At 39.7% G+C, this 19466-nt stretch carries 18 protein-coding genes and 1 pseudogene; 15 read left to right on the forward strand and 4 right to left on the reverse strand.

What is annotated here, in order from left to right; all coding sequences use genetic code 11:
* A pseudogene (locus BLR11_RS12555) lies at window positions 1-260 on the reverse strand (IS481 family transposase); the annotation flags it as partial.
* Between the two features lie 798 nt (window positions 261-1058).
* On the opposite strand from BLR11_RS12555, the gene BLR11_RS12560 reads away from it, so the two are divergent.
* Both BLR11_RS12560 and BLR11_RS12565 read left to right on the forward strand, forming a co-directional pair.
* Window positions 1059-2543, forward strand: a complete 1485-nt coding sequence (locus tag BLR11_RS12560; protein WP_091652702.1) for a hypothetical protein — start codon at window positions 1059-1061, stop codon at window positions 2541-2543.
* Window positions 2544-2942: 399 nt separating this feature from the next.
* Window positions 2943-3584 carry a YigZ family protein gene (locus BLR11_RS12565; RefSeq protein WP_176762991.1) on the forward strand — a complete coding sequence of 214 codons (642 nt, stop codon included), beginning with the start codon at window positions 2943-2945 and terminating at the stop codon, window positions 3582-3584.
* A gap of 294 nt (window positions 3585-3878) precedes the next feature.
* On the opposite strand, the gene BLR11_RS12570 is transcribed toward BLR11_RS12565, so the two are convergent.
* Window positions 3879-5729, reverse strand: coding sequence for a carbon starvation CstA family protein (locus BLR11_RS12570; RefSeq protein ID WP_176762992.1), 1851 nt, complete (start codon window positions 5727-5729; stop codon window positions 3879-3881).
* 165 nt (window positions 5730-5894) lie between these two features.
* Window positions 5895-6791, reverse strand: a complete 897-nt coding sequence (locus BLR11_RS12575) for a DMT family transporter (protein WP_091652707.1) — start codon at window positions 6789-6791, stop codon at window positions 5895-5897.
* A 222-nt stretch (window positions 6792-7013) separates the two neighbouring features.
* Here BLR11_RS12575 and BLR11_RS12580 point away from each other — a divergent pair, with 222 nt between their 5' ends.
* The 5 genes from BLR11_RS12580 (at window position 7014) to nth (ending at window position 12032) form a co-directional block, all read left to right on the forward strand.
* Window positions 7014-8465: a nicotinate phosphoribosyltransferase gene (locus BLR11_RS12580; RefSeq protein ID WP_091652708.1), complete on the forward strand. Its 1452-nt coding sequence runs from the start codon at window positions 7014-7016 to the stop codon at window positions 8463-8465.
* A 145-nt stretch (window positions 8466-8610) separates the two neighbouring features.
* Complete coding sequence (locus tag BLR11_RS12585) at window positions 8611-9420, forward strand: ADP-ribosylglycohydrolase family protein (protein ID WP_091652711.1); 810 nt, start codon at window positions 8611-8613, stop codon at window positions 9418-9420.
* 21 nt (window positions 9421-9441) lie between these two features.
* The gene (locus tag BLR11_RS12590; protein ID WP_091652712.1) at window positions 9442-10569 is read left to right on the forward strand and encodes a RuBisCO large subunit C-terminal-like domain-containing protein; all 1128 of its coding nucleotides are present in this window, start codon (window positions 9442-9444) and stop codon (window positions 10567-10569) included.
* Entirely contained in the window at window positions 10566-11384 is an 819-nt protein-coding gene (gene larE / locus BLR11_RS12595) for an ATP-dependent sacrificial sulfur transferase LarE (protein WP_245675171.1), read from the forward strand. The genes BLR11_RS12590 and larE overlap by 4 nt, the downstream gene beginning before the upstream one ends.
* Before the next feature lie 6 nt (window positions 11385-11390).
* Window positions 11391-12032 (forward strand): endonuclease III, encoded by a 642-nt coding sequence (gene nth, locus BLR11_RS12600; RefSeq protein ID WP_091652715.1) that lies wholly within the window; start codon window positions 11391-11393, stop codon window positions 12030-12032.
* Window positions 12033-12237: 205 nt separating this feature from the next.
* Here the strand turns inward: nth and BLR11_RS12605 are convergent, their stop codons facing one another.
* On the reverse strand, window positions 12238-13584 hold the full coding sequence (locus BLR11_RS12605; protein ID WP_091652717.1) for a Na+/H+ antiporter NhaC family protein: 1347 nt from the start codon (window positions 13582-13584) through the stop codon (window positions 12238-12240).
* 228 nt (window positions 13585-13812) lie between these two features.
* On the opposite strand from BLR11_RS12605, the gene BLR11_RS12610 reads away from it, so the two are divergent.
* The 8 genes from BLR11_RS12610 to BLR11_RS12645 all read left to right on the forward strand — a co-directional run bounded on the left by BLR11_RS12610 (window position 13813) and on the right by BLR11_RS12645 (window position 19270).
* Window positions 13813-14460, forward strand: coding sequence for a LysR family transcriptional regulator (locus tag BLR11_RS12610; RefSeq protein ID WP_091652720.1), 648 nt, complete (start codon window positions 13813-13815; stop codon window positions 14458-14460).
* A 19-nt stretch (window positions 14461-14479) separates the two neighbouring features.
* Window positions 14480-14761, forward strand: a complete 282-nt coding sequence (locus BLR11_RS12615) for a hypothetical protein (RefSeq protein WP_143006443.1) — start codon at window positions 14480-14482, stop codon at window positions 14759-14761.
* Between the two features lie 96 nt (window positions 14762-14857).
* Window positions 14858-16057, forward strand: a complete 1200-nt coding sequence (gene megL, locus BLR11_RS12620; protein WP_091652726.1) for a methionine gamma-lyase — start codon at window positions 14858-14860, stop codon at window positions 16055-16057.
* A gap of 232 nt (window positions 16058-16289) precedes the next feature.
* Complete coding sequence (locus BLR11_RS12625) at window positions 16290-16685, forward strand: DUF2262 domain-containing protein (protein ID WP_091652728.1); 396 nt, start codon at window positions 16290-16292, stop codon at window positions 16683-16685.
* A 64-nt stretch (window positions 16686-16749) separates the two neighbouring features.
* A complete protein-coding gene (gene scfA, locus BLR11_RS12630) occupies window positions 16750-16890 on the forward strand; it encodes a six-cysteine ranthipeptide SCIFF (RefSeq protein ID WP_091652731.1) in 141 nt (46 codons plus the stop codon).
* Between the two features lie 61 nt (window positions 16891-16951).
* Window positions 16952-18343, forward strand: a complete 1392-nt coding sequence (gene scfB, locus BLR11_RS12635; protein ID WP_091652734.1) for a thioether cross-link-forming SCIFF peptide maturase — start codon at window positions 16952-16954, stop codon at window positions 18341-18343.
* Window positions 18344-18367: 24 nt separating this feature from the next.
* On the forward strand, window positions 18368-18550 hold the full coding sequence (locus BLR11_RS12640) for a hypothetical protein (protein WP_091652736.1): 183 nt from the start codon (window positions 18368-18370) through the stop codon (window positions 18548-18550).
* 201 nt (window positions 18551-18751) lie between these two features.
* A complete protein-coding gene (locus BLR11_RS12645) occupies window positions 18752-19270 on the forward strand; it encodes a helix-hairpin-helix domain-containing protein (protein WP_091652739.1) in 519 nt (172 codons plus the stop codon).
* Window positions 19271-19466 lie beyond the last annotated feature (196 nt).

Consider the following 19466-nt stretch of genomic DNA (forward strand, 5'->3'; position numbering starts at 1 on the left):
ACGACCAGCCCGGCATGCGGATTTCGTCGTCGCATATTCTGAATAAACGTTATCTCTTGAGACGTGTGTTGATTGGGATGATGGTGAGGGCGTCTGGATCGGGGCTGTAACGATGCCGGGGTCCCATCATAGCGCCATTGCAAGCGATAGATAAACTGGCGATTCGTACGATATTTTATAGCAGCAATAGTCACACCATATTTTCTGGCATAGGAAAGAATAGATAGACGATATTTTACATCTTGTGTTATGCTGTTCATGAGAGGACTCCCTTTCTGTTATGGTTTTGCGTAGTAACTTAAGCATAACACAAAAAGGTGTTCTCTCATTTCTGTTTTTGTAACATATCTATGGTAAACCTACATATTTTCCTATATATGGTATATTCTATACTACGATATTTTTACAACAGTATCCAGCTTCTTTTTGTATTTATGAATTCCGGTCTTCATAGTTGACATCCTTGGCGATTTTGTTAATGATATCGCACAGAAAAGAGGTTCCAATCGGCTTCTTTTTTTTGTCATTTCCCATAATCAATGGTTGCATCGGCTTCAGCGCCGCTGTTGATGAAAAAGGTGTATTTGACATCACTCTTGACGGGCGCGATGGTATTGTTTTTTTCAGTCAGTTTAACATATCCTTCATACGTCACGATATAGAAATAATTACTGTCTCTGCGTATTCAAACAGGGGGCCCTCGCTGTGTCGTACCGACAAACCGGTCGTTTTGCTGGCCGAGTACGGATGATGCTAGGTGTGGTGTCTCATAACAGATCAAATCTTTCCTGTGCAAAAAAAAAGACATGCAAAACGAAATAATCAGGAACGTCTTTGTGGGTCATATTTGATTTGTCTTTTATTATATTCATTATATGGTATTTTCGCAAAGGTTTGCGAATCCAATAATAGAAATCGTTTTTGTACTGTCAGCATAAAAACAATATGCAGATAAAGTTTGCCGTGTTTTTCTGCATTTACCAATTTATTACATATTTCTGACATTACATTTAATTACGTTTTGTATACTAAATTCAGATGTGGAAAGGGGTATATATATGAAAAGACAAATTGTTCCGGGTAAGATGAAAAAATATGCAGTCAGTGTGCTGTGTGCACTGACCATTTTTTCGGTTGTGCAGACATTTCCTGCCATGGCTGCGCCTGCTGGTAAAACGGTGACAGTAGTGAATCGACAGATGATTTCCCCCTTGTATTTACAGAGTACAGGTTGGGAACCGGAGGTAAAACAGTCTATCAATGATTTTTTAAAACTTTATGGCAAGAAGTCGGCCAATTATAAAGCTGCGAATCGTCCGTATGCTGTGTTTGACTTTGACAATACGACGTCTGTTATGGATGTGGAGGAACAGCTCATGATCTGGCAGCTCGATCATTTGGCCTTTGCTATCGCGCCGAATCAGATGATGAAAGTGCTCCAGACGGGCATTCCGGCAGAAAAACTAAGTTTGACCTATGGCGCCGATGACGGCGAAGGTCGCCAGGTGCGGATTCAGGATGGAATCCGAGATGCGTCGGCTGCATACCGTGTTTTATATAAGCAGGGGCTAGTGACCCCGCAGGGAAAAGAATTTTCCGCAGCAGTAAAAAATAGTCTGGAATTCAAGGAATTTACGGCTAAAATGCGCTGGCTCTATGATGCGATAGGTGAAACCATGGACGCATCCGTGTCGTATCCGTGGGTAACCTACTGGTATACGGGCATGACGCCTAAGCAAGTATATCAGTTGGCGTACCGCTGCGACAGCTGGTATGGCGATCCTGCCAAGGGACAGACGTGGAGCAAAGGATCCTATCAGAGCCCGGTGGAATTGAAATCGCAGGCCGGCAGTGTCAGCGTATCCTATAAATTGGGGATTACCGTAACACCGGAAATAAAAGAACTGTATAATGTCTTAAATGAAAATGGTATTGATACATGGATTGATTCCGCATCCCCTCTGGATGTTGTTCGAGCCGCGGTAGATTATTTCCAGATCCCCGGTGTCGATGGAATTGTCGGTATGACGAATCAAAAGGATCAGCAGGGACGATATATCAATGCTTATGACTATCAACTTCATGCTCAGACTCAGGGCGTTGGCAAATCGCAGACGATTGATTCGGTTATTGCCCCAAGATATAAAGGGCAGGGACCAGTTTTTGCCGCCATGGACTCGCAGGGTGATTTCAATTTCTGCACAGAATATAAAAATACCAAAGCCGTTCTGGTGCTGAATCGCAAGCGGACAGATGACGCCGCATTATGCGCCGGTATTGCCGTATGGCAGAAAAAGAAAGGTATTTCTTTAGCGGAGGCTAATAAAAACGGCGATACGCTATATCTCCTGCAGGGCAGAAATGAAAATACCGGAACCTTGTGGCCCGACGATAAGACCTTGTTGCTGGGAAAAAAAGACAAAGTATATCTATCTGATAAAGCACAGAAAGCTATTCAGGAACTGGATACAGGAAAATCGATTGCAGAAGTGCTCAAAGAAAATACAAAATTGAAAGACTATCAGGGTTATAAAACCCGGTAACCAGCTTGGCATAAAAACTGCATATCAAAAAAATGCTGTCAATAAATGAAAAAGACACACGAAATATGATTTATGATTCTATGTCAAATGTTGAGATGACTCAATAGTGAACTACAAAAAAAGGAACATTCAAGGGGATGTTCCTTTTTTTGTGTGTGAAGGAGCATGGATTCTAACTATAGTTGTACTATTTTTCATGTTTTTTCCAGAAATAGGTACAACTTTATTTTGAGATTATGAATCGCCGTTTTCTGGATTAGTATTGTATTTATAAGTATATCAAGAAAAGCTGTTTAAGACACTATGTCAACGTATAATTTGTCAAAAATAGTATTATGCGCTACACTACTATATATGTCATTTTATAAGTTATTTCATATACAGGAGAATATAAGGGCTATGCTATTACCTTGTTTTACATCCGTCTATGGTCATGCTGAAACGGAATTTACAATTAAAAAGTCACGGTTTATTACGGTTGTGGCAGAAATTTCTACAGAAGAAGAAGCACGCAGCGTTATTGGAAAAATTCGTAAGCAATACTGGGATGCTAGACATAATTGTTTTGCCTACCGTATAGGGAATACCGGCTGTATACAAAAATATGATGATGATGGGGAGCCGGCAGGAACAGCGGGACGGCCCATACTAGACGTATTAATGAAAAGCGGCATTACCAATACGGTAATTGTTGTAACACGTTATTTTGGCGGCATTAAGCTGGGAGGCGGAGGACTTATTCGTGCATATAGTCATGCTGCTGCGTTAGGAATTGAAGCAGCGCAGATTGCAGATTATTTTTCTTTTGTTATTGCTGAAATTGAATTTGGTTATGCGTTTATTAGTTCTCTTGAACGGATACTGCCGTCTTTGAAAGTTCGTATTGTAGACAGAATATTTTCTGATACTGTCCGTTTCCGTCTGGAGATTCCACAAGAAAAGAGTGCGCAGGTACAGTCTGATATTGCTGATTTGACAAATGGTGCTGCTATTTTTAAGGAAGATGGAAAAGCATGGGTACCTATTATGCGAGAAAGATAGCGTATTGCCGTAGAAGCATACTTTTTCATCACCGACGGATTGATTACACTCACAAATAATCCGGTCTCTCGAATATTTACGATATGGGATGGCTGGCAGTTTTTATGTCGGAGGCTTCGCTCCCAAAAAACACGCCAGACCAATTACTTTTCTTACTGTAAAAGAACAAGCGTAAGTGTGAAACACCCGTCGGTGTCTTACACTTACGCTTGTTATAGCACCGAAACTGCCCCCCATGAGCTAAATTTCTAGGTCATGGGGGGCAGTTTCTTTTTTAGTTGGAAAAAGATAGGACTAGTGCATTGCAGGTGCTTCGATACCTTCTTTTTCGTTTTTAGCTTTTGTTTCTGCTTCGATTTCTTCACGAGAACGCATATCCTGTGGAACGGTCTTAGAATATCTGATCCAACTCTTAACCGCTTCTATCATAACGATAGCATCAAGAATCAGCATAATAACACTGATGGTAACTAAGAGCCATTTACCGGCGGGAATATAATTATAAAATATATTTTCATAATCTGCATCGACGGTAATCAAACTCATAATGATACAGGGTATCATGGTAACCCATGCATAGCGTCCACGGCCATGACGATAAATAAAGGAAGTGCCAATAGCCAATGTAACGGCAGCAAGTAACTGATTGGATACGCCGAACAGCGGCCAAATGACGCCGATGTTACCTTGGAGAACTAAATATCCCCAGCAAATACTGATAGCAGCGGAACAAATAATAATGCCGGGCCACCATTCCGTATCACCGAATTTCGGAGAGAATTTGCCGATAAGTTCTTGAAGTAAATACCGGCCTACACGAGAGCCGGCATCAATCAAAGTTAAAATGAACAGTGCTTCAAACATAATACAGAAATGATACCAGAATCCCATGAACTGTTCCATACCTGGAATTTTGTTAAAGATATCAGCCATGCCGACAGCCAAGGATACAGCACCGCCTGGACGATGCATAAGATTTTCACCAACTTGTTCAGCTAAGCTGGGTAAGTCTTGAACTTGGATGCCAAGAGCAGCAAATGCGCTTTGAGTGGAGTTAATAGCAAAATAATCGCTCGGGTGAAGGCTGGTAGCAGCAATAAGTGCCATCATGGAAATAAATGATTCGGTAAGCATAGCACCGTAGCCAATTGGCAAAATTTGACGTTCGTTAGTCAGCATTTTTGGTGTTGTGCCTGTAGAAATCAAGCTATGGAATCCAGAAATAGCACCGCAAGCGATGGTAATAAAGACGAAAGGAATAACAGATCCTTTGATTACCGGACCGCCGCCTGCACAGAATTCTGTTAAAGCCGGCATGCGGATAGTAGGAGCTACAATCAAGATGCCAATCGCTAATGCAGCAATTGTGCCGATTTTCATGTACGTGGAGAGATAATCACGTGGTGCCAGTAACAACCATACAGGCAGAACGGAGGCAATAAATCCGTAAACAGCAAGCATGATTTCCAGTTGTGTCAGATTAAAAGTAAAATAGGGAGCTAATACGGAACCGGGAATTTCCGAGCCATAAAATACAGCCAGTAACACGAGAACAACGCCGATAATAGTAGCTTCTTGGATTTTACCGGGACGAAGGTACTTTAAATATAATCCAACAAAAATTGCGATAGGAATAGTAGAAGCTACCGTGAATGTTCCCCAAGGGCTATTAAACAAAGAATTTGCAACTACAACAGCCATACCTGCTTCTGTGATGATCAAGAGAAATAAGGTAGCAAGCAGTGCACTCATGCCGGCGGTATTGCTGATTTCGTCTTTTGCAATTTCTGCAATAGATTTGCCGTCGTGACGGACAGAAGCCAATAAAATGACCATGTCATGGACGGCTCCGGCAAATACAGAGCCAAACAAAATCCAAAGCATACCCGGCAAATAACCGAATTGTGCTGCAATAACAGGACCAACAAGAGGGCCTGCACCGGCTATAGCAGCAAAATGATGACCAAATACGACCCATTTATTAGTCGGTACATAGTCATGTCCATCATCTAAACGGATGGATGGTACTACCTTATACTGGTTTAATGTTAATACTTTGGCAGCAATAAATGAGCCGTAAAAACGATATCCCAATACAAGGAAGCATGCGGTGATTATAACCATATAAACACCATTCATTACCATTACTAAAACCTCCTTTTTATTACGTTCCAAATATAACATTCTTTTAAAGGAGAAGAAAGCAATTTCGTGTGAATGGAACAAAAAAGGAGGTTAATGGAAATATATGGCTGTGAATGGAAATAAATATTTTATATAAATTAATTAATTATTAATAAAATAAAAATATTATTTAAAATGAAGTCCCTGCCAGACAATACGACTGGGAACTTGAGCGGCAAAAATTCCGGCTGCCATAAGAAAACAGCCAAATAATTCTCGTACAGTCAGTGTTTCTCCTAATATTAAGAATGCGGCTAAAGCACTGAAAATCATTTCAAAACTCAATAATAAGGAAGCTTCCGTTGCAACAACGCGAGCTTGTCCCAAAATTTGTAATGTATAAGCAATGCCGCCGGAAAAAACGCCGCCATATACTAAAGGAAGCCAGGTGAGTAAAACCATAGACCAAGATAAAGATTCTCCCGTAATTGCTATTGCCAGAAAATTAAAACAAGAACAAACGGCAAATTGTCCAGAAGCAAGTAAAATTCCCGGATAATATCGAACCAGCCGGGAAACAAGCAAAATATGCAGAGACCAAAAAATAACTCCGCATAATTCCAGGACATCTCCAAAATTCAATACCTGTCCGGTTGTGTGATACGAAAGAAAATAAAGGCCAATGACAGCGACAATACAGCCGGCTATATGAGAAAAGCGTAAAGGATTATGTAAAAATAAGCCCAAAATAGGCACAACAATAATGTATAAAGATGTAATAAAACCAGCCTTTGCAACTGAAGTGTAAAAGATGCCGATTTGCTGTAAAGAAGCTCCGGCAAATAAGACGAAGCCCAGCATCGTACAAGCTATCGGCAGTGACAGATGGGACGGAATCTTTCGAGGATGAACAAGCAAGCTGTTTTTTTGCCAGATAATTAATGGCAGAAGCGATATAGCAGCTAATGCAAAACGAATTCCGTTATAGGAAAACGGACCGATTGTTTCGGTACTTATTCTTTGTGCAACAAACGCGGTACCCCAAATAAATGCAGCTAACAATAATAATAACCTATATTTCATGAAATATCCTTTCGTAAACAAAAATTAATACGTATCGTATTATACTATACTATAAAAGTGTTTTCTACTAAAAAGAATATATAAAATAAAACTAAAAATAATATACAAATCAATATATGTGAAAATTTTCACTGTATTTACAGATGTAAATATTAAAAATCATTGGTCATATATAAATGAATGATGTATAATGTACCTAATCATAATTTGGAGGCGAGTCTATTGTATACGAACGCTTTGTTAACTGATCTGTATCAATTGACGATGATGCAAGGCTTATTTTTTGAAGGCAAGCATAACCAGCCATGTGTTTTCGACAGATATTACAGAACGAATCCTTTTAAAGGCGGTTATACCGTCGTAGCTGGGTTGGAGCATTTGATTGATTATGTGCAGAATATGCATTTCAGTGATGATGACATATATTATCTGAAAAGTACAAACTTGTTTAAAGAAAGCTTTTTGGACTATTTAAAAGATATGCATTTTACGGGTGATATTTATGCGATGCCGGAAGGAACCGTTGCCTTCCCTCAGGAAGTGCTGCTTCGGATACACACCACTAAGGATGAGTCATTATTGCTGGAAACCGCAATGTCTATGATTATGAACCATGAAAGCTTGATAGCTACTAAAGCACGCCGTGTTCGTACAGTTGCAGGCAATGATACGCTTATGGAATTCGGATTGCGTCGGGCACAGGGAATGTCAGCAGGTGTTTATGGGGCTCGTTCTGCTATGATTGGCGGTTTTAATGGTACGAGTAATGTATTGTCTGGAGCTAAGTTTGGCATGCCTATTTTAGGAACCATGGCACATAGCTGGATCATGAGTTTTCCGTCGGAACTTGAAGCATTTCATGCATACATCCGCCAATATCCCAATAATTTAATACTTTTGGCAGATACGTACAATACATTGAAGCAGGGAGTACCTGATGCAATTACCGTATTTCAGGAAATGAAGGATGCAGGGACATTGCCTAAGAAATTTGGTATTCGTCTCGATAGCGGTGATTTAGCGTACTTATCAAAAGAAGCTAAAAAAATGTTTGATGCAGCTGGATTTCCTGATGTCATTATATCGGCCTCAAATGACTTGGACGAGTTTCTTATTTCTGAACTAAAACTGCAGGGATGTGCTATAAATTCGTGGGGAGTAGGGACGCATTTGATAACTGCTGAAGACAGTCCGTCTTTGGGAGGCGTATTTAAACTTGTGGGACAGTATGATGGTGATGTGTTTGTACCGAAAATTAAGATGAGTGATAATGCGGAAAAAATTTCTAATCCGGGTATCAAGAATGTCTATCGTATTTATGACAGAGAGAGTAAGAAAATGAAAGCAGACATCATTGCCCTTGAAGGAGAAAAATTTCCGACAATAAAAAACCTTCAACTCGTCAGTGATAAAACACCTTGGCGCTCTCGCGTTATTTATGCTAATAGTTTTGATGTTTGCCCGATGCTGCAGCCTATTTTTCAAAAAGGGAAGCTGGTATATCATAAACCTACGTTGGCGGCAATTTGTGATTATGCAGATGAACAAATACAGACACTTTGGCCGGAATACCTTCGTCTCGTTAATCCAGAGGAAATGTGGGTACAACGAAGTTCTAAACTTTCTAAGCTGCGTAATAAGATTTTGCAGGAGGAATCAGCAAAATTTATGTAATTTTATGATATCAAGGCAGAACGAGATATTCTCGTCTCTGCCTTTTTTATAGAAAAAATACCCTTGTACTGTAAGATGTGTTTATCTATCTTTACTTGTGATATAATACCTAATACGGAGAATAATAATCGATAGGAGTGAGTATATGCGTGGTGCAATTCTAGGTGATATCGCCGGTTCATTATACGAGGCAAGGTCGTATCGCATTAAAACGAAAGAGTTTCCTTTGTTTTCAAAGAATTCGCGTTTTACAGACGATACAGTTACCACGGTGGCTGTGGCGGATGCATTGATAGAAGCATATAGAGAGAAAAAAGGTCTCAGTATACCACTACGCAAAAAAATGCAGTATTGGTGTCGAAAATATCCGGATGCGGGCTACGGTCCTTATTTTAAGAAATGGTTTCAGACCGAGGCAGCAAAACCGTATGGCAGTTATGGCAATGGGGCGGCTATGCGTGTATCACCAGTCGCATGGGTCGGAAAATCTTTGCCTGAAGTTCAGTATCTGGCAGAACTTACAGCGGTTGTGACACATGACACACAGGAGGCCATAACCGGAGCAGTTGCTGTCGCTTCGGCTATTTATCTGGCTCGTATAAAAAAGAATAAAGATAGTATACGCTCGTATATACAGCAATATTATTATCCGATGGAACAGTCCTTGGATACAATTCGGCTCAACTATCAGTTTACTTCCAGAACGCAGGAAAGTGTTCCGCAGGGTATTGAGGCTTTTTTGGAAAGTGAAAATGTGGAAGATTCTATCCGCAATGCGATTTCCTTGGGAGGCGATAGCGATACACAAGCTGCTATTGCTGCCAGTATAGCGGAAGCTTACTATGGGGGCGTACCGCATACAGTATGGCAGGATGCATTGCAGCGGCTGACACCGGAATTAAAAGAGGTACTTAGTATTTTTGAACATATTTTCAAATCGCAATATTCCTTTTAATAGGAGAAGGGAGCTCACAGTGTGATCAAGGAGAAAAGTTTTTCTGTTCTTTACCGAATTACAGCAAACAGTAAGGAAGAGGCTCAAAATTTAGCTCAGAAAATTGCGGTAGAACAGACTATCGAATTTCCGCCTGACTTAGTAGAGAGACAGTCTATTTTCGATAATATAGTTGGAAATATTGAGTTTGCAGAATACGGTGATGGACAATATCGGTATTGGATAACATATAATGATGGGGCTGCAGGAACCGAAATTACGCAGTTATTCAACGTTGTTTTTGGGAATAGCAGTATGCAGCCGGGCATATGGGTAGAAGATGTTACATTCTCTTCTGCTTTTTTATCGGAGTATCATGGACCTCATTTTGGCATTGCCGGTATTCGTAAACTTTTAGGTGTGTTTCACCGGCCTTTACTGCATTGTGTAATTAAACCATTGGGGTCAACTACGGCAGAGCTGGCTCGTATGGCGTATGAGTTTGCAGCAGGGGGAGCAGATCTTATTAAAGATGATCATGGCATTACCAATCAGGCCAGTGCTCCTTTTGCTGAACGGGTAGCTGCGTGTGCCGATGCGGTACAGAAAGCAAATGAGGACACTGGCGGGCATGCTGTTTATGTTGCTAATTGCACGGCGGATGGAACGAAAAGCCATGAAAGAGCGTTGCAAGCTAAAAAATTAGGGGCCGGGGGTATTTTGCTGGCACCTGTGCTTACGGGGTTTGGCATGATTCGTGAAATCGCGGATGATCCTTTGGTGGGATTGCCGATAATTTCTCATCCATCGTTATCAGGAGGATTTATTATGCCAGGTCCTTCCGGTGTTGTTATGTCCGTCTTGTATGGCATATTTTCACGTCTTGCCGGTGCGGATGCTGTTGTATTTCCCAGTTATGGCGGCAGATTTACTTTCACGGCAGAGGATTGCAGAAAAATTGCTGAATCAGCTAGAAAGCATTTGGGAGAATTAGCGGCGATTTTTCCCAGTCCCGGCGGGGGTATAACAGAAGAGACGATTCCTAAACTGGCACAATTATATGGCCGGGATGTTATATATTTGGTGGGCGGCGGTATTTTTCGTCATGGACCGGATTTGCTTGAAAATACGAAATTTTATAAAATGATGATACAGGAGATATACTCGTGAATACAGAACAAAAATATGAAAAACTAAAAGAAATCTTAAAAGATATGGGCAGTGTTGTTATTGGCTTTTCCGGCGGGGTAGACAGCACGCTGCTCTCTTATACGGCATATACCGTATTAGGAGAGCAGGCACTGGCTGTTACGGCAGTATCCCCAACGCTTCCTGCAAGTGAACGGTCCGATGCGGAGAGTTTGGCTAAGGTAATAGGAATACCCCATCGGGAAGTATTGTCGACAGAATTTGATAATCCGGATTTTGTGCGTAATCCGAAAGAACGCTGCTATATTTGTAAAAAAATCAGATTTGAAGCACTGGTGAAACTAGCACAAAGCGAAGGATATCATTGGGTAATTGATGGCGGTAACATAGATGATCTCGATGATTACCGTCCGGGAATGAAAGCACTGCAGGAATTATCCGACCATGTGCGCAGTCCGATGATCGAAGCAGGATTGGGAAAAGCTGATATCAGAATCATTTCTCGTACATTAGGGCTTCGCACGTGGGATAAACAAAGTGCAGCTTGTCTTGCCAGCCGAATTCCGTATGGAATGGAACTAACACCGGAACGATTGGAGCAGATTGATAAAGCAGAAACTTATATTGCACCTTTTATTCATGGATCCCTGCGGGTGAGGTATCATGGCGATATTGCACGTATTGAAGTGGGGATGGAGGAATTAAATGTTATATTGAAACATCGGCAAAGTATCGTAAAAGCTTTAAAGAAATGTGGATTTACATATGTAACACTTGACTTGGGTGGATATGAAATGGGAAGCTTGAATGAAGGAATCAGTGTGAAAGAGGAATAGGATAATATGGCAATCACAAAAAAAATAAAGCAAGAAATGTTAGAACGATTCCAACAACAGTATGGTATATTGAAACCGGCCTTGCATTATCATTCCCCTTTTGAACTTTTGGTAGCCGTCGTTTTATCGGCACAATGTACTGATGAACGAGTGAATATTGTAACAGAAGATTTATTTCCTCTATATAATACGCCAAAAAAAATGCTTGAACTGGGTTTGTTGGGATTGGAAAGTAAAATACGTACGTGTGGTCTCTATCATAGCAAAGCGCAGCATTTACTGGAAACCAGTGTAATTCTTTGTGAAAAATATGATGGGGAAGTGCCGCAGTCTTTTGAAGAACTTGTTAAACTTCCTGGTGTTGGCCGAAAAACAGCCAATGTTCTTGTGAGCATTCTTTTTAATATACCGGCAATTGCGGTAGATACGCATGTATTTCGTGTTGCAAATCGCACAGAATTGGCTGTAGGAAAAACTCCGTTAGACGTAGAACTGGGGTTACAGAAAGCTATTCCAAAAAAATGGTGGAGTCGGGCACATCACTGGCTCATTTGGCATGGCAGAAGAATTTGCAAAGCTCGGACACCGTTGTGTGATGACTGTATATTGAATGATCTATGCCCGGCAGCGGCATTGAAAGATTCATGATATTAAAATATAGGTAGTGTAGTAATAACGGACAATATATTCTTGTCATATATATGATGAGAATATACTGTCCGTTATTTTTTTGGAAAAATCATGAAATAGACACATTGCCGGATTTTTGGCTGCCTATCCGAGAATGTGTCTATTTCATGATTACATGGTAACAGAACAAATTATATACTTGCCGAATTTTGTCTGCTGATAATTATTTTTCTGTCATATCTGGAGTCATTGGTTGAGAAGCACATAGCGTAGTATCTTTAATAGGGGTCTTAAATTTGGGTATTCCCAATACGATAGCTAGTATAGAAGATATGCCTAAAAGATAGGGATAACATAGATACCCCATTATTGAAAAAGGTGAAATGGCAGCAAGACTGGAAGCGACTAAAAGTTGAGCTCCATAAGGAATGCAGCCTTGTATAAAACAGGCAAAAGTATCTAAAAGGCTCGCTGTTTTTCTCCTATCTACACCATATTTTTCAGATAAATCTTTGGCTAGTGAACCTACTATGATAATAGAAACAGTATTGTTTGCTGTACATAAATCGACTAAACTGACTAATATACCAATACCCAATTCTGCACCTTTTTCGGAATGAATCTTTTTTTGTATAGTGTGTAATAAAAAATCAATACCGCCATTGATTTTTGTTAACTCACCCATTCCACCAATTAATATTGATATGATAGAGATATCTTCCATACCGGAAATACCTTTTAAACAAAGCTGAAATACTGTAAATATATCAAAGGAACCATATATCATGCCAATTACAGCTGATAATATAATTCCCCCGACTAATACCAGCACAACGTTTAAACCGGTTAGGGCAACTGTAAGTACTGCTATATAAGGTAATATTTTGAAGAATTGATAATCATACGTTTCCGTAGCATTGACATCCATGCCCAACGTTAGACAAGCATATATAATTAGCGTTATGATAGCTGCCGGCAATACGATTTTAAAATTAGCTTTGAATTTGTCTACCATTTCAACATCCTGTGTTTTAGTGGCAGCTACAGTGGAATTTGATATCATGGATAACCCGTCGCCAAACATAGCACCGCTTACGACAGCGGCAATTAGGAAACCGACAGGCAACCCTGTTTTTTCTGCTATTCCAACGGCAATAGGAGCCAGTGTTACTATGGTCCCGACAGAAGTGCCGAGGGACATAGATAAAAAGGAACCAATTACGAACATGCCGGCGACCATAAGACTAGGTGGAAAAATAGTTAATCCTAAGTTTACCGTAGCATCTACAGCTCCCATTGCTTTACTGACTTCAGCAAAAGCACCTGCTAAAATAAAAATTAGGCACATCAATATAATACTGGAATCACCGGCACCCTTACAAAATCGTTCAACTTTCAAATCTATTGGTATGGTTTTATTTTGCAGTATAGCTATGGTGGATGCAATGAGTAAAGCTACAACAACAGGCATTTTATAAAAATCTTTCATAATCAGTGAAACCCCAAGAAATAGCGCCATAAATACAACTAGCGGCAGCAGGGCAATAGCATTGCCTTTTTTTTCATTCATTATGGTAGTACCTCCTTGAATGATAAGATAAAATGTTCAATTATTATTTCTCGATAGTATGGTAGTACCTCCTAATTTGTAGTATTCCCCTCAGATTCATATGGCTATAGCGTATGAATTCCTGTTTCTGCTATAATATAGAATATCATTTTAAAACCGGTTTCGTGAAATATCATTTTTTGTTAAAGTTACATAGTTTAAAGTTATGCAAGAAAAGGAGACTCTATCATGACGTTTCAGCAATTAAAATATATTATTGAAATTTCTAAGAGCCGCTCTATTACGGCGGCTGCTCAAAATTTGTTTATTTCTCAGCCTAGTCTCAGCAAATCGGTGAAAGAATTGGAAACGGAATTAGGAATTACTATATTGAAACGAACAAGACATGGAATATCTTTTACCTCAAGCGGCATGGAATTTTTAAGTTATGCCTATCGTATTGCCGAACAAATTGAAGGAATGCAATCATATTTTCGGCAGGATGAAACGAATGAAAGAAAAATCAACCTTTCTATATCAGCACAGCATTATATGTTTCCTACCGATGCCTTGGTCCAGTTTATACAAAAAGCTGAAAAATATCATAGCTATACAGTCACAATGCAGGAAGGAAGGACAACCCAAGTCATTCATGATGTACTTGTACAGCAGAGCCAAATTGGAATTATATATGTATCCAAAGCTACGGAAAAATTTATGCACCGGCTGTTTCAGCATAAAGGATTAGAATTTATTCCATTCCGCCAATATCCACCGTATGTATATCTCAGAGCGCAGCATCCACTGGCATCCAGAAAACAGATCAACGTACGAGAATTGGAACCCTATCCGTATGTACGATACGGACAAGGACAGGACCCGTATCTTTTTTTCTGAAGAAGTCATTATTCCGGATATGTCGAATAAAAAGCTGATTTACGTAACAGATCGTTCCAGTCTGCTGAGTATGCTGCGCAATACCAATTCTTTTAATATTGGGACAGGCTGCCTGCTGCCGGATATAGTGGGAGATGCTATTATTTCTATTCCTGTAGAAGACTGCATTGATATGATGGAAATCGGCTGGCTGAAGTTAAAGAATATGAAAATGACTCAAGAAATGACCTTATATGTACAGTTATTGGAGGATTCATTGAATCGATGCACATGTGGCAGTATAGCAACTGAACAGTCATAGTTTAAAACTATGCAAGAATGATAGTAATGGGTATTTTTCAGAAGTAAATTTCTATGATATGCTCTTCTCAAATAAATAATTCAGGAGGAGATAATCATGGAACAAAAACAATTGCAGGCAATGGGTTTTGCAACCAAAGCAATTCATGGCGGCACTTCTAAAAATACTTTTGGTGCATTAACTTGCCCTATCTATCAAACTTCGACGTTTGTATTTGATTCGGCAGAACAAGGCGGCAGACGATTTGCTTTAGAAGAAGGCGGATATATTTATTCGCGTCTGGGCAATCCGACGAATACAGTTATTGAAGAAAAATTAGCGTTGTTGGAAGAAGCAGAAGGCTGTGTGGCTACGGCATCCGGAATGGGGGCTATTTCGGCGGCACTTTGGACAGCTCTCCATGCAGGTGACCACGTTGTTGCCAGCGATACTCTCTATGGATGTACGTTTGCTCTGCTCAATCATGGCATGACGAGATATGGTGTGGAAGTAACTTTCGTAGATATGGCGGATTTAGATGCTGTTAAAAAGGCAATGAAGCCTAATACAAGAGTCGTTTATTTAGAAACTCCGGCTAATCCAACATTGAAAATTACGGATATTCATGCTGTCAGTGAAATTGCGCATTCTGTTGAAGAATGTATAGTTATTGTGGATAATACGTTCTGTACGCCGTATATTCAGCGTCCACTCCTATTAGGAGCCGATGTTGTCGTCCATTCGGCTACAAAATATTTAAATGGCCATGGTGATGTTATTGCTGGGTTTGTATGCGGGAAACAGGAGTATATTAATAACGTCAGGTTTTTCGGTTTAAAAGATATGACTGGGGCCGTACTAAGTCCGTTTGATGCATTTTTGATTGCCCGCGGTATGAAAACATTAGCGATCCGAATGGATCGGCATTGCAGCAACGCAATGAAGGTGGCACAGTTTCTAGAAACCCATCCGGCAGTTGCTTCGGTGTCCTACCCTGGGTTAAAAAGCTTTCCCTATTATGAATTGGCACAAAAACAGATGCGTCTGCCCGGCGGCATGCTTTCTTTTGAACTCAAGGGTGGTGTCAAAGAAGGAGCAGTTGTTATGAACAACGTAAAGTTATGCAAATTGGCGGTTTCTCTCGGCGATGCAGAAACGTTGATTGAACATGCAGCATCCATGACACATTCTACTTATACAAAAGAGGAATTGGCGAGTGCGGGGATTAGTGAAGGATTGGTGCGTCTGTCTGTTGGATTAGAAGATCCTGAAGATATTATTTTCGATCTTAAGCAAGCCTTGGATTTAATTATTTAACATGATAAGTTTCTTTATTATGTAAGTAAGGACTACTGTCTTTATCAAGGGAGTAGTCCTTTTTTTGTGTATTATTGTCTATACTGTACAAAGCAAATGGAATTGCTGGTTATTATATATAGTTATGCATGTCCGCTAAAATATATGAATATTTCATTTGACAAATTGTACAACTCTGCTAAGATGAAGTAAGGCATTCCTATATATATTATTTAGGGGAGGTTTTCTCTATATGAATTTGCAATATGTTAAGGGCAGTTATATGGATGAAATCATGTTTGAAAACAGACCGGTCTTGTTTACGTTGGAAGGGCTTCCGGAGGGAAATGATGAAGAAGCTGTCCGCTATAGCAAGCAGATATGGGAATGGATATTGGAATATCGCGTCCGTGTCATTGCCCATGCGCCGCTGATCGCTAATTTTAAGAATAAAAAATGGCGTGAGGATGGAGAACCTGAAGTTACATCAGAGGAGATACGAGGGTATTTGGAACGGATTAATTCTGTGTATGTCCAGTATCAAGGTGGGTTTGATATTTTCTTTGATACGAATGACGTATTTCACGAACACTCCATTGTTGTCAGCATGGGAAAGAACTTTATGTTTAAAGGGTTTAAGCTTCTTTGATATGTTGTAGAAAGGCATATCATGTGGTAAAATAGTAATGATCATAAATGCGAGGTGAATTCCAATGGAAAAACATATTATCACAATTAATACGGAATCTATCCAAAAGACAGCACAATATGCAGACTGCAGCGAATGTCAGACATCCTGTCAGTCCGCTTGCAAAACGTCTTGTACGGTAGGTAACCAGGTTTGCAACAAATAAGTTATTCTTGAGCAGCCCTTTACCACAATGGTAAAGGGCTATTCTTATGCATGGAGGAATTATGACGGAAAAAATTAGACCGATGATTCACAAATACTACCAAAATGGAACATATATGTTACTTGATGTAAACAGCGGCATTATGAATGTTATTGATAAAATAACGTACGATATACTTGACGTATATAACGGCAGCAATCGAGAAAAGGTTCTGAAAAAATTCGTTTCAATATATGCTCAAAAAGATATAGAACAAGTATTGGATGAATTAGACGAACTTATTAAAAAAGAAATGCTTTTTGCACCTATGTGTGAGTCTTTTGAAGTGGTAGCAGATGAAGAACCTGTTATTAAGTCCTTATGTCTTAATATTGCACATGATTGTAATCTGCGCTGTAAATATTGTTTTGCTTCTACAGGAGACTATGATACGCACAAGCGGGAATTGATGAGCTTTGACATAGCTAAGCATGCCGTGGATTTACTTATTGAAAGCACGAAGAATAAAAGACAACATTGCGAAATTGACTTTTTCGGCGGCGAACCGCTTATGAATTTTGATGTTGTAAAACAGACCATTGCTTATATACGGGAACAGGAAAAGATACACGATAAGATTTTTAAATTATCGCTGACCACCAACGGCATGCTTCTGGATGATGAAAAAATAAGCTATTTAACAGAGAATCATATTAGCTTGATTCTCAGTTTAGATGGCAGACCGGAAGTGCATGACCGCATGCGTCCTGATGCCGGCGGACATGATTCCTATAAGCGCTGTGCAGAAAATCAGGTTAAAGCAGCAGAACGCCGTAATGGAGAAGAATACTATGTACGCGGTACCTACACGAAATACAATCTTGATTTTACGGAAGACGTTCGGCATATGGTTGATCTCGGCTTCGAAGGCCTTTCTATGGAACCTGTTGTGGGAGATGATCTTTCGTATGCGATCACGGAAGAAGATTTGCCGGAAATTTATTCTGAATATGATCGTTTGACGAATTTTTATTTAAAGCGATATAATGAAGGACGTCCGTTTATATATTATCATTTTATTATGGATTTATACCGGGGGCCTTGTATTGCAAAACGGCTGCGTGGCTGTGGAGCCGGTCATGAGTATATGTGTGTCGTTCCTAATGGAGATATTTATCCCTGTCATCAGTTTGTAGGGCAAGATGGGTATGTTATTGGCAATGTCTATGCAGGTGTTACGGATAAAAAACTGCCAAAGATTTTCAGGGATACTCATGTTCTGAATAAACCAAACTGTGTAAAATGCTGGGCAAAGTTTTTCTGCAGCGGCGGCTGTCATGCTAATAATATTAAATATGGCGGGGCTATTGAAAATCCGTATGAATTGAGCTGCCATATTCAAAAGAAACGCATTGAGTGTGCTATGTATATTCAAGCTGTTCTGGCTATGCAGAAAGCTAAATCCAGTAACTAGAAAAATCTGTAAGAGGCGTTGGCTATGAACAAATTAAAAAATGTCTTATTGGCAGTTGTCTTTTTTTATGCTTTATATGCTATTATCCATGAAGGTCCTTCAAAGATAATGATAAGTATTCTTCTGCTGGATGTATTTATATATATCATGGGGTGTTGGATGAAAAGCAATATACGTAAAAAATTACATGAGAAAAATCGTAAATAAAAGAACCGCTGTATTAGTTTGCTCTCCGAATGTTGGACACATTGGGAGAGCTTTTTTGTGCTTCAGTTTTATTTGTAATTAGAGAATAATTAAACTTCATTTAAACTTGCATTAAAATAGCAGGATTGATTCTGTCTGTAGGAGAAATGAGGAGATAAACCGTTTATTTATTCGACATCAAGTAGATAAGGAGACACTAATATGAGAAAAGTTGCAATAATTGCTGTACTGGTTTTTGTAAGCAGTATCGTATGGTTTGGCAGTGATTATATTGAGGTACCGTCGCAGCATGCAGAGGTTGTAATCGCAGAAAAACCTAAAAAAAATGATATTTACGTATATATTACAGGTGCGGTTCGAAAACCTGGACTGTACTCCTTTTCTGAAACCGTAAGAGTAGGGGATGCTGTTCATGGTGCAGGAGACATGGTACTGTATGCAGATCCTGACAGTGTAAATATGGCCGAATTAATACATGATGGGATGCATATCCATATTCCGTATCATTTAGAAGGGATACCAACACAGGCTGGAGGGGATGTGATCAATATAAATCAGGCAACGGAGGCTGAATTGTGTACATTGCCAGGGGTAGGTCCCTCTATGGCAAAAAAAATTATTGATTATAGAAATGAACATGGAGCATTCCAAAGCGGCGATGATTTAAAAAAGGTTAAAGGAATCGGAACTGCAAAATTTGATAAGATCGTAAGCGCCTAATAACATAGTGGATAGAATCGTTTTGGAATCTGTGAGATAATACTCTAAACTAAAGTATTGAGAGTTTTTCGAGTAACTTGAAAAACTTCAAAGGAGGTTTAGCGTTGAACACCAGGGAAGTTACTCAGCAATATCGTCTTAATCAATGGATGGAGATCATACGAGAATGTCGCAGCAGTGGGCAATCGGTAGCTAG

It is taken from the genome of Megasphaera paucivorans (assembly GCF_900103535.1).
In the GTDB taxonomy this organism is placed as follows: Bacteria; Bacillota; Negativicutes; order Veillonellales; family Megasphaeraceae; genus Megasphaera_A; species Megasphaera_A paucivorans.

Coding starts and splice junctions, on each gene's coding strand:
- BLR11_RS12560 (WP_091652702.1), top strand. CDS start 1,059: ATGAAAAGACAAATTGTTCCGGGTAAGATGAAAAAATATGCAGTCAGT.
- BLR11_RS12565 (WP_176762991.1), top strand. CDS start 2,943: ATGCTATTACCTTGTTTTACATCCGTCTATGGTCATGCTGAAACGGAA.
- BLR11_RS12570 (WP_176762992.1), bottom strand. CDS start 5,729: ATGGTAATGAATGGTGTTTATATGGTTATAATCACCGCATGCTTCCTT.
- BLR11_RS12575 (WP_091652707.1), bottom strand. CDS start 6,791: ATGAAATATAGGTTATTATTATTGTTAGCTGCATTTATTTGGGGTACC.
- BLR11_RS12585 (WP_091652711.1), top strand. CDS start 8,611: ATGCGTGGTGCAATTCTAGGTGATATCGCCGGTTCATTATACGAGGCA.
- nth (WP_091652715.1), top strand. CDS start 11,391: ATGGCAATCACAAAAAAAATAAAGCAAGAAATGTTAGAACGATTCCAA.
- BLR11_RS12605 (WP_091652717.1), bottom strand. CDS start 13,584: ATGAATGAAAAAAAAGGCAATGCTATTGCCCTGCTGCCGCTAGTTGTA.
- BLR11_RS12610 (WP_091652720.1), top strand. CDS start 13,813: ATGACGTTTCAGCAATTAAAATATATTATTGAAATTTCTAAGAGCCGC.
- BLR11_RS12615 (WP_143006443.1), top strand. CDS start 14,480: ATGTCGAATAAAAAGCTGATTTACGTAACAGATCGTTCCAGTCTGCTG.
- megL (WP_091652726.1), top strand. CDS start 14,858: ATGGAACAAAAACAATTGCAGGCAATGGGTTTTGCAACCAAAGCAATT.
- BLR11_RS12625 (WP_091652728.1), top strand. CDS start 16,290: ATGAATTTGCAATATGTTAAGGGCAGTTATATGGATGAAATCATGTTT.
- scfA (WP_091652731.1), top strand. CDS start 16,750: ATGGAAAAACATATTATCACAATTAATACGGAATCTATCCAAAAGACA.
- scfB (WP_091652734.1), top strand. CDS start 16,952: ATGACGGAAAAAATTAGACCGATGATTCACAAATACTACCAAAATGGA.
- BLR11_RS12640 (WP_091652736.1), top strand. CDS start 18,368: ATGAACAAATTAAAAAATGTCTTATTGGCAGTTGTCTTTTTTTATGCT.
- BLR11_RS12645 (WP_091652739.1), top strand. CDS start 18,752: ATGAGAAAAGTTGCAATAATTGCTGTACTGGTTTTTGTAAGCAGTATC.